Annotated in this window: 9 protein-coding genes; 3 read left to right on the top strand and 6 right to left on the bottom strand. The window is 65.1% G+C overall.

Annotated elements, in window-relative coordinates; genetic code table 11:
* Positions 1 to 170: 170 nt before the first annotated feature.
* Positions 171 to 371, bottom strand: coding sequence for a hypothetical protein (locus WCB02_RS21235; RefSeq protein ID WP_423961118.1), 201 nt, complete (start codon positions 369 to 371; stop codon positions 171 to 173).
* An 83-nt stretch (positions 372 to 454) separates the two neighbouring features.
* On the opposite strand from WCB02_RS21235, the gene WCB02_RS21230 reads away from it, so the two are divergent.
* Positions 455 to 730 (top strand): hypothetical protein, encoded by a 276-nt coding sequence (locus WCB02_RS21230; protein WP_423961117.1) that lies wholly within the window; start codon positions 455 to 457, stop codon positions 728 to 730.
* A 35-nt stretch (positions 731 to 765) separates the two neighbouring features.
* On the opposite strand, the gene WCB02_RS21225 is transcribed toward WCB02_RS21230, so the two are convergent.
* Both WCB02_RS21225 and WCB02_RS21220 read right to left on the bottom strand, forming a co-directional pair.
* Entirely contained in the window at positions 766 to 1,608 is an 843-nt protein-coding gene (locus tag WCB02_RS21225; RefSeq protein WP_423961116.1) for a VOC family protein, read from the bottom strand.
* Positions 1,605 to 2,864, bottom strand: a complete 1,260-nt coding sequence (locus WCB02_RS21220; RefSeq protein WP_423961115.1) for a Glu/Leu/Phe/Val family dehydrogenase — start codon at positions 2,862 to 2,864, stop codon at positions 1,605 to 1,607. Before WCB02_RS21220 ends, WCB02_RS21225 begins: the two co-directional genes overlap by 4 nt.
* A 212-nt stretch (positions 2,865 to 3,076) precedes the next feature.
* On the opposite strand from WCB02_RS21220, the gene WCB02_RS21215 reads away from it, so the two are divergent.
* Together WCB02_RS21215 and WCB02_RS21210 are read left to right on the top strand one after the other, a co-directional pair.
* Positions 3,077 to 3,970 carry a sugar kinase gene (locus WCB02_RS21215; protein ID WP_423961114.1) on the top strand — a complete coding sequence of 298 codons (894 nt, stop codon included), beginning with the start codon at positions 3,077 to 3,079 and terminating at the stop codon, positions 3,968 to 3,970.
* An 18-nt stretch (positions 3,971 to 3,988) separates the two neighbouring features.
* Complete coding sequence (locus tag WCB02_RS21210) at positions 3,989 to 4,924, top strand: ribokinase (protein WP_423961113.1); 936 nt, start codon at positions 3,989 to 3,991, stop codon at positions 4,922 to 4,924.
* A 118-nt stretch (positions 4,925 to 5,042) separates the two neighbouring features.
* Here the strand turns inward: WCB02_RS21210 and WCB02_RS21205 are convergent, their stop codons facing one another.
* From WCB02_RS21205 to WCB02_RS21195, 3 genes are all read right to left on the bottom strand, one after another.
* On the bottom strand, positions 5,043 to 6,278 hold the full coding sequence (locus WCB02_RS21205) for an NAD(P)/FAD-dependent oxidoreductase (RefSeq protein WP_423961112.1): 1,236 nt from the start codon (positions 6,276 to 6,278) through the stop codon (positions 5,043 to 5,045).
* A gap of 153 nt (positions 6,279 to 6,431) precedes the next feature.
* Positions 6,432 to 7,772 (bottom strand): TRAP transporter large permease, encoded by a 1,341-nt coding sequence (locus WCB02_RS21200; protein ID WP_423961110.1) that lies wholly within the window; start codon positions 7,770 to 7,772, stop codon positions 6,432 to 6,434.
* Entirely contained in the window at positions 7,769 to 8,353 is a 585-nt protein-coding gene (locus WCB02_RS21195) for a TRAP transporter small permease (protein ID WP_423961120.1), read from the bottom strand. The genes WCB02_RS21200 and WCB02_RS21195 overlap by 4 nt, the downstream gene beginning before the upstream one ends.
* Positions 8,354 to 8,510: the final 157 nt, after the last annotated feature.

Raw genomic sequence — 8,510 nt, 5'->3', positions numbered from 1 at the left:
GCGCTGCGCTTTGCCCACCCTCCTGATCGGAGCATGCCGCGCGTGGTGAATGCGTGACAACCGTCGTCGCGAGAGCCCTGTTATCGGGAGACGCTGAGCCGGTCATCGGGCGCGCGTGACCCATCGGCGCGAGCCGGTGGCTCAATTTCCTCCGATGCAGGTGACACGTGTCAATCCCGTGCGGCCGCCTGCCAGTTGGTCCCATGCACCGGACAATTCGGATCGGCATCGACGTAGATGCCGGCCGGTTCGCGTTCCTGCGTCGCGGCCTCGTGGCCGATGAACCGGCAGGTGCAACCCAGTTCCAGGGCCTCGGTCGTGCCGGGCGCTGGCACGGCGCCCATCGACATGTCGGGTGTATCGGTTCGCATGGATCGGCTCCTCCGTCTGCGACGCGCGCGCAGGCCTCGACAAGATACGAGCCGCTTTCGATGACGTTGACATCGATCAATTGATGCTGGCGTTGCTCGACGATTTTATTTTCGGCAGGTCCCGCAACGGGCCTCGCCGACCCGAAATCCGGGCCAATCCCGATCGAGCGGCGCGCGATTCGTTTTCTGAATTTCAGAATTTTTTTGACGGCCGGATGGAAACGGGCGTATTGCGATTCCGTCCCGCTCCATCGGAGGGGCGCTTCGCGATCGTCACGGACGTTGGCGGCGGGGATCGCGCCGAAGCAAGCCACGCCTTCTTCGCGGCACGATGGGTTGCGTCGCTTGCGCCGCAATGACGGTTGAGACCGCGATGACGGGAACACCCACGTCCTCACGCCTTCGCGGTCCGTTCCAGGAACAGCGTGTGCACGCCACAGGTGCCGCTGCGCGGGCTCATGACGCGGGTGCCGGGCTTGCGGCCCATACGGACGTCGGTCATCTCGATGCCGGCGGCAACGAGGCGTTCGCGGGTGGCGTCGATGTCGGCGACGCGCCAACTCAGGCCCCACAATTTGTCGTGGGTGTGGTCGCTTCCCGCGACCGGCCGGCGCACGATCTCGACGATGAGATCGCCGCAGCGGAACAACATCAGCTGGCCCCGCTCCTGGTTCGTGCGGTCGAGCGCCATGTCGAGGCCGAGCCGCGCGCCATAGAGCGCTGCGGCCTGCTCGGGATCCTCGGTCGAAATCACCAGATGGTCGAGGCTGACGACCGGCGCCGGCCCGGTCACCGCCGAAAGCGGGCGCGCGGTCTTCAGTTCGAGGAAGAACATCCGCACGCCCCGCGTCAGTTCGGTCGCGGCCCGCGTGCGCTTCCAGTGCAGCGTCGCGCCGGAAACGGAATCCTTGTTCTCGACGTCGGCGATCGGGTCCGGCTGCAACGCCAGCCGATCGAGCCGGCGATAGGTCTTGGCGATGTCGTCGGTCGCAAAGCAGATGCTGGCGAGCCCGCCGCCCCAGATCTTGATCACGGTGCGGATGCGGTCGGCGGCGACGCTGGTGCCGCTCGGAGCCATCAGTTCCAGGGTCATGTTGTCGAGCGTGAACAGCACGCGTTCGGCGCCCTCGCCGGCGTTGCGCCAAGATGGCGCCCGTCCGAGCAGGACTTCGTAGGCGGCTGCGCCCGCCTGAATGTCCTCGAGCAGAACGACGACGTGATCGAGGCCGGCGATCATGGAAACAGCCCCCTGGTGTTCTTGGCGGCGCGCACCTTCTCCACGCCGATCGCCATCGCGGCGGTTCGATGCGACACATTATCGGCCCTGGCCCGCGCAACCATCCGGTCAAAGGCGCGGTCGAGGATCTGGTATTCCCGCCGCATCACCTCCTCCTCTTCCCAGAACAGCTGCTGCAGATCCTGCACCCATTCGAAATAGCTGACCACCACGCCGCCGGAATTGCAGAGGATATCTGGAATGACGAAAATCTCGTTCTGGCGTTTTTCCAGCACCAGGTCGGCGTCCGGCGTGGTCGGGCCGTTGGCCCCTTCCGCCAGCACCCGGCATCTCAGCTTCTGGGCGATTTTGCCGTCGATCACGCGCTCCATCGCCGCCGGCACCAGCACATCGCAGCGCAAGGTCAGAACCTCCGCGGGATCGAAATGCCGCTGATTAGAGAAACCGGCGATGCTGCCGTGCTTGGTCGCATGATGCATCAGCGCGGGAATATCGAGGCCGCGTTCGTCATGGAGCGCGCCGGTGTGATCGCTGACCGCGATCACCTTGAGGCCGAAATGATGCAGGTCGAGCGCCGCATAGGAACCGACATTGCCGAAGCCCTGGACCACCGCGGTGGCGCCGGTCAGGTTGATGGCGAGTTCCTTCATCACCCGGCTGGCAAGATGCGCGACGCCGCGTCCGGTGGCCTCGCGGCGGCCGAGCGTGCCGCCGGACGCCACCGGCTTGCCGGTGACGATCTCGGTCACGGTGCGGCCCTGATACATCGAATAGGTATCCATGAACCACGCCATCACCTGCTCGTTGGTGCCCATGTCGGGCGCCATCACGTCAGTATGGGGACCGACGAACGGAATCATCTCCTGCATGTAGCGCCGCGACAGCGATTCGAGCTCGCGCCCGGACAGGGTGGCGAGATCGACATTGACGCCGCCTTTGGCGCCGCCATAGGGCAGCCCCGCCAGCGCGCATTTCCAGCTCATCCAGATCGCCAGTGCTGCGACCTCGCCGATATCCACCGACGGCGAAAACCGCGTGCCGCCCTTGGTCGGACCCAGCGTCAGATGATGCTGCACGCGATAGCCTTCGAACACCGCAACGGTGCCATCGTCGCGGTGGATCGGACAGGACACCGTGATCGCCCGCTTGGGCAGCAGCAGCCGGTCGCGCTCGTCCACGGGAATCTCGAGATGGTTGGCGATCACGTTGAACTGATTCGTCGCCATCTCGAATACCGGACCGGAATAGACCGTCATCGATTGCTCTCCCCGTTGCCGCAAAGCCCATCAACCGCCACACCCGAACGGCGCGGCAACCTGCGCGAGCCAGGGGTAGTCCCGCCTCATATCGATCTCAAGCGGTTATGGCGGGGTATCAGCCAATAATTTCAGCGTTGGACTCCGGCAAGCGGTGCTAATGTAGTGTGCCGGGGCAGGACCACCCCATCAAGCGTACGACGGAAAACCTTATGCAGGCCCTCTTCATCGGACAGACCTATATCGACGTCACCTTCATCACCGACCACATGCCGACCGGGGATGAAAAGCATGTGGCCTCCGCCTATGCGGTCTCGTTCGGCGGCAACGCGGTCACCGCGGCGTTCTGCTGCGCGAAGCTCGGCATCGAGCCGGACCTGATCGCCACTGTCGCCAACGACTGGCTTGGGCGGATGTTTCAGGACATGAGTGCGAAGTACGGCATATCCGTGCATCCGCGCAAGGTCACCTCCTCCTCGCTGTCCTTCATCATGCCGAAGGACGGCAAGCGGGCGATCGTGCGTTGCCGCGACGACGCCCATATCCATCCCTTCCCGCTACTCAATCTCGGCAATTGCCGCGCCCTGCACGTCGACGGCCACCAACCCGATGCAGCGATCCATTACGCGAGATTGTGCCGCGAGGCGGGGATTCTGACATCGCTCGACGGCGGCGGTCTGCGCACCAACACCCATGAGCTGCTCGAGTTCATCGATGTCGCGATCGTCGCCGAGCGGTTGTGCGAACAGATGGATCTCACCGCAGAGAAGATGATCGAATACCTGAAGAGCCGCGGCTGCCGGGTCGGCGGCATCACCATGGGCGAAAAGGGCCTGCTCTGGTACGATGAGACCGGCATGGTGCGGTCGCTGCCCGCGTTGCCGATTCCGCGCGAGCGCGTGATCGACACCAATGGCGCCGGCGACGTGTTTCACGGCGCCTACATCTACTCGTATCTGGCCAATCCCGGCAAAGGCTGGCAGGATCATTTCGAGTTCGCGCGCGCGGCATCGACCTACAAGATCCAGCGCCTCGGCAACGAGGCGGGCCTGCCGACCCTTCCCGACATCGAGACGGTCAGGCAGGAGTTCGAGGTCCGGGTGTAGGGGTCGCGGAAACAGCGCATGGGCCGCGTCTTCGTCGCCGGCAGCATCAACATGGACGTGGTGGCAACCGCCGAGCGCCACCCGAAAATAGGTGAGACCGTCGCGGGCCGCGAGGTGCTGTATTTTCCGGGCGGCAAGGGCGCGAACCAGGCGGTCGCCGCGGCCAAGCTCGGCGCGCCGACCACGCTGATCGGCCGGTTGGGGACGGATGCGTTCGGACGGGAGTTGCGGGCGTTTCTCGCCAGCCAAAGTGTGGATTTGAGCTTTGTGCAGGACACCGCCGCCGCGCATAGCGGCACCGCGATCATCACGCTTGCGAACGCCGACAACACCATCGTGGTCGTGCCCGGCGCCAACGGCCTGACGCGGCCCGCGGATGTCACGGCGCCCGCACTCGCCAAGGGCGACATCGCGGTCAGCCAGTTCGAAATCCCGCAGCCTGCGATCACCGCCTTCTTCCGGCACGCCCGCGCGGCCGGCGCCACGACGATCCTCAATCCAGCGCCGGCGCGGACGTTCGAGGCCAGGCTGCTCGGGCTTGTCGATATCCTCGTGCTCAACGAGACCGAGCTGGGCTTTCTGGCGAACACCGCACTACGCGACAGCGACGATCCCGCCCGCTTCGTCGAAGCGGCCAGGTCGCTGCAAACAGGCGACCAAGCCATCTGCATTACGCTCGGCAGGCGCGGCGTGATCGCCCTGATCGCCGGGGCGCCGCTGCTGGTGCCGGGCCGCAGCGTCGAGGCCGTCGACACAACCGGCGCCGGCGACTGTTTTGTCGGCGCGCTCGCCAGCCAATTGGCGCAAGGCGTATCGATGCCCGACGCGCTTGGCTATGCCAACGCAGCGGCCTCGATCTGTGTGCAGCGGATGGGCGCAGCGCCCTCGATGCCGACGGCCGCCGAAGTCGCGGCGATCTTGACCAGTCGTCCCAGCGAAGCTCGGGAACCATGATCGCAGGCCTCGCTGATGACAAAAGATATCGACGTTGCCTTGATCGACGTTGCCTTGGGAGATGGTTCGCGATGTATCGGTCCCGGCACTCGCCGGGACGGCGAAACGGGTGGACCGATCAGGCCAGCGCGCCCTTCAGGTCGAACTTGGAATCGGCGGCCTGTTCCGGTGTGATCGAACGGTCCATCGGCAACAGGCGGCGGCCGAACATATGGTCGCCTGCCCGGTTGACGGATTCGATGCCGACCAGCTTGCCCTCCCGATAACAGAAGGCGGAGAACGCCTTCTGCGCCGGGTCGCCGCGCAGCACCACGCGGTCGTAGCCCGTGGTGAGGCCGGCGATCTGCAGCTTGTCGTCGCCCTGATCGCTCCAGAACCAGGGCTGGCCGTCATAGGCCTTGTCGTCGCCGGTCAGCCGCGCCGCCACGCAGCGCGCCTGATCGGTCGCATTCTGTACCGACTCGAGCCGCAGCGAGCCTCCGAACCGCGGGCTTGCAAACAGCGCGCAATCGCCGATCGCGGAGATATCTGGATCGGCGGTCAACAGATGCGCATTGGCGATGATTCCCGAGGCGACCGGCAGGCCGGCATCCGCGGCGAGTTCCACATTGGGAAGCACGCCGACGCCGACCACGACGAGATCTGCCGGCAGATGCCGGCCATCGCTGAGGCTGACGCCGGTGATCATGCCGCCACTGGCTTCGATGGCGGTCGCCTGCACGCCCAGATGAATGCGCACGCCGGCCGCGGTGTGACGCCCCTGGAAATAGTCCGAGATTTCCGCAGTCACCGCGCGCGCCATCACGCGGCTGGCAAGCTCGAGTACGTCGACCTCCAGCCCCTTGATGCGCGCGGTCGCGGCAAATTCCAGTCCGATGAAGCCAGCCCCGATCACGACCACACGCTTGCTCGACGCGATCCGCCGACGCAAATCCTCGCTGTCATCGAGGATGCGCAGATAGCGCACGTCGGGCAGATTGGCGTTCGGGATATCGAGCAGCCGGTTGCGCGCCCCGGTCGCCAGCACCAGATGGCCGTAGTCGAGCGCGGCGCCGGAGGCGAGCTTGAGCTGATGCGCTGTCCGATCGATCGCTGTGGCGCGATCGGTGATCAATTCGATGCCCTGGTCGGCGTAGAATTTTTCCGGCCGGAACATCAGGGTGTCCGGACCGCCGGTACCCTTGAGATAGGCCTTGGACAAAGGTGGCCGCTGATACGGCAGATGCGGCTCATCGTTGATCAGGCAGACGCGCGCCTTGAAGCCGAGCTGGCGCAAGGATACCGCGAGCTGGAAGCCGGCATGGCCGGCGCCGACGATGACGGCTGCGCCTCGAGCGACGGTTTCTTGCGCCATGCGTCAGGCCGTCCCGACCAGTGGCATCGGCGCCAAATTCGCTGCTCGTCTCAGATCCATCGCCCGCTCTCCGTCGGGCCGGGTTCTTGCAGACTTTGCCGGAATTGTCACCGGAATTGTCGGTTCACGAGTCGTCCCGGCGGCAGACATGTGTCAATTCGGGCAGACGTATCCGGCCCCCGCCGGCGACTTGAAGCAGCCGACCGATTGCGGGATCACGTGTTTCGGCAGCCACAGCACGACGCCCGGAAAGAAGATCGTGAAGGTGATGGTCGCCAGAAACACCAGATAGATCGGCAGCGCGGCGCGCAGCGCCCTGCCGAAACCGACACCGACGAATTTCGACGCCATCAACAGCACGAGCCCGTAAGGCGGCGTGATCAGTCCGAAGGCCAGCGTCGCGATCAGGACCACGCCCATATGGACGCCGTTGATGCTGCCGGCCTCGGTCAGCGCATTCACCAGCGGCATGAAGATGATGATGGTCGGCACCGGCTCGATGAAATCGCCGATCACGGTGAACAACAGCACCATCAACAGCATGATGTAATGCGGATCGTTGCCGGCGATCGACGTGATCCAGTCGGCGATATAGATCGCGCCGCGCAAATAGGCCAGCATCCAGCCGAACGCGTTGGCGGCACCGATGGTGATCAGCGGCAGCGAGAAGATCAGCCCGGCCAGGCAGAAATCATAAGGGATCTTCTTCAGGTGCCCGCGATTGAGCGCGGGGATCACGACCAGGACGATCCACGCCACCGCGACGACCCCGGCTTCGGTCGGCGTGAACCAGCCGGTCAGGATGCCGCCGAGCAGGATCACCGGGATCATCAGCGGCAGCGCGGCATCGCCGGCCGCGAACACGACCTGGCGCAGCGGCGCGCGCGGCTTGCGCAGGCCGGAAGGGCCGAAGAAATAGCAATAGATCATGAGCCCGACGCCGATCATGAATCCGGGTACCACGCCGGCCATGAACAGGCCCGCGATCGAGACGTTGCCGACCGCGCCATAGACCACGGCGGTGATGCTGGGCGGCACCAGGGCCGCGATGGTCGAGGCGGAGGCGATGATCGCCGCGATGAAGGCCGGCTCATAGCCCTCGCGCCGCATCGGGCCGCCGAGCGCGCGGCTCATCACCGCGACGTCGGCGGTGGTCGAACCCGACATCTCCGAGAAGAACATGCTGAACACGACAACGACCTGCGAGAGCCCACCCCTGATGTGGCCGACCAGCGACACCGAGAGATTGGCGATCCGCACCACGACATTGGCCGAGCTCATGAGCTCGCCGACCAGAAGGAAGAACGGGATCGCGAGCAGCGCTTCCGAATCGACGCCGTCAAAAATCTTCTGCACGATCGCGGCCAGCGAGACGTCCGCAAACGTGGCGCCGATGAAGACGCCTGCCAGCAGCGAGAACGGCACCGGCACGCCGAGATAGCCGAACGACAGGAAGCAGGCCGACATCAAAGCCAGGATGACGGGCGCGCTCATGCTCCCGGGCCCGTCTCGACGCCGGTTCGGATCGGCGGCATGGCCTGATCCTCATCCGGCGGCTCGGAATGATCGAAGCCATTGGCGATGCCGTTGACCAATTGCTCGACCGTGAACAGCGCGATCAGCACGCCGGAGAGCGGGATCACGATGTAGAGCGAGGCGATCGGCGTGCCCGAGGGCAGGCGGAAGGAGCCGAAGCCGCGCAGAAAGTTGAGATAGCCGTACCAGATCAGGCAGCACGCGACGCCCAGCACGACGATGCGCAGCATGATCTCGACGATCAGGCGCGCGGTGCCATGCATCGCCTCCGAGAGCGCCGTGAGATAGAGGTGGTCATTGCGCCGCGTCGCAACCGCCGCGCCGATGAAGATCGCATAGATGAACAGCGTCGAGGTGACCTCCTGCAGCCACAGCCAGGGATGGCCGATGGTGCGGGTCACGATGTCGGCCGAAACCGACAGCGAGAAACCGAAACAGAGCGCGCCGCACAGCATCATCAGGACCAGCTCGAGCCGATCGAGCGCCCGCCATTTCAGGTGACGCTGCCGCTGCAGCACCAGTTTGTCGGCAATGTGCATCGATCTCCCCGTCGTCCCGGACAAGTGGGCGCCGCGAACGCGATCCGGGATCCATAACCACAGATGGTCGTGACGAAAGGCGACAACTGCGCTGGTACCCAAACATCCGGTGCGGCGCCTGCGTTCCGGCTTGCGCCGGGACGACACGCAATTGACC

This window comes from Bradyrhizobium sp. (assembly GCF_049581145.1).
Classification (GTDB): Bacteria; Pseudomonadota; Alphaproteobacteria; order Rhizobiales; family Xanthobacteraceae; genus Bradyrhizobium.
This window is presented reverse-complemented; position numbering and strand designations above follow the sequence as displayed.